The organism is Streptomyces spiralis, from assembly GCF_014654675.1.
Lineage (GTDB): Bacteria > Actinomycetota > Actinomycetes > Streptomycetales > Streptomycetaceae > Streptomyces > Streptomyces spiralis.
In genome coordinates this window covers 146455-147838 of record NZ_BNBC01000023.1, presented here as the reverse complement: position 1 = coordinate 147838, position 1384 = coordinate 146455, and the positions used below count along the sequence as shown (strand labels likewise).

The following is a 1384-nucleotide window of genomic DNA, read 5'->3' as shown; positions in this document are numbered from 1 at the left end:
CCCTCCGGCGACCTGGACGAGAAGTTCGCCCAGACCGGCATCGCGGCGATCGCCGACGCCAACTGACGCCGGGGACACGACAGGAGACCCTCGAGTGAGCACCGGCCTGACCGGGCAGGCCATTCCGGCGGTGTACGGACCCCCTCCGGCCGCATGCCGTCGGCCGGCTCGGCGCGGGCGACCGCCCCGCCGTGCGGCCCTGCCGCCCGTCCTGACCATGTGGAGGAGTTACATCGTGACCAGGAAGGCACCTTCCGCGGCCGACCTCGCCCTGCTGGACGCCGCACACCGCGGCGACGCCGAGGCGGTACGGGCGGCCCTGGCCGACGGCGCGGATCTGGAGACGCGCGACACCGACGGCCGTACGCCCCTGCTGCGTGCCGCCCTCGCCGACCATGTGGCGGTGGCCGGGGTGCTGGTGGCCGCGGGCGCGGACGTGAACGCGCAGGACTCCCGCGAGGACAGCCCGTGGCTGGTCACGGGGGTCACCGGCAGCGTGGCGATGATGCGCGCGCTGCTGCCCGGCGGCCCGGACGTGACGCTGACCAACCGGTTCGGCGGGGTGTCGGTGATCCCGGCGAGCGAGCGCGGCCATGTGGCCTACGTACGGGCCGTGTTGGCGGAAACGGCTGTGGACGTCGACCATGTCAACCGGCTGGGCTGGACCGCACTGCTGGAGGCGGTGATCCTCGGCGACGGCGGCCGCACCCACCAGGAGGTGGTGGAGGTGCTGCTGGCGGCGGGCGCCGACCCGCTGCTCCCTGACGCCGACGGCGTCACGGCCCGCACGCACGCCGAACGCCGCGGCTTCCAGAGGATCGCGGCCGTGCTGCGGGAGGCCGAGGGATGAGGGCGCGTCACCTCGGGGCGGGTGCCCTCGGGGCGGGTGCCCTCGGCGCGCTTGCCGCCGCCACGCTGATGGTCGGGTGTGCATCGGGTTCCGATGTTCCGGCCGCGTCTTCCACCTCACCGTCCGCGACACGCCCGGGCATGCCCGAGGCGTCCACGGACGCCGGGGAGACCTTCGTGGTCACGGACTTCGGCGCCGACACCGTGACCTTCGTCGGTCCGTCACGGCATCGCGAGGCGGCCGGACCCGACTCGGTGAAGGTGGGCACGGCGCCGTACGGGATCGCGCTCGGCGGCGACGGGACGGCCTGGGTGGCCACGGCGGAGGGCGTGGCGGCGGTCGACACCGCGACCCGGCGGCGCACCGCGCTGATTCCCTACTCGACGTACACCGGTCCGGTGACCACCGGCGAGTACCGCGGCGGCGGCATGCGCATCGCGCTCTCCGTCCCGGCGGGGCGCCCCTGTCCTGGCCCGGTGGCGCGGGAGCAGTGAATGGAAAGGGGCCCGGATCGTCTCCGGGCCCTTCTCCTTC

The 1384-nt window shown here is 74.8% G+C and carries 2 protein-coding genes; both read left to right on the top strand.

Annotated features, from left to right (window positions below):
• Positions 1-235: 235 nt before the first annotated feature.
• Complete coding sequence (locus IE318_RS23695; protein ID WP_373311251.1) at positions 236-850, top strand: ankyrin repeat domain-containing protein; 615 nt, start codon at positions 236-238, stop codon at positions 848-850.
• A 140-nt stretch (positions 851-990) separates the two neighbouring features.
• A complete protein-coding gene (locus tag IE318_RS23690) occupies positions 991-1344 on the top strand; it encodes a YncE family protein (RefSeq protein WP_189903466.1) in 354 nt (117 codons plus the stop codon).
• The last annotated feature ends 40 nt before the right edge of the window (positions 1345-1384 follow it).

Excerpts from the sequence above, each read along its gene's own strand:
- IE318_RS23690 (WP_189903466.1), top strand. The coding sequence starts at position 991 with ATGCCCGAGGCGTCCACGGACGCCGGGGAGACCTTCGTGGTCACGGAC.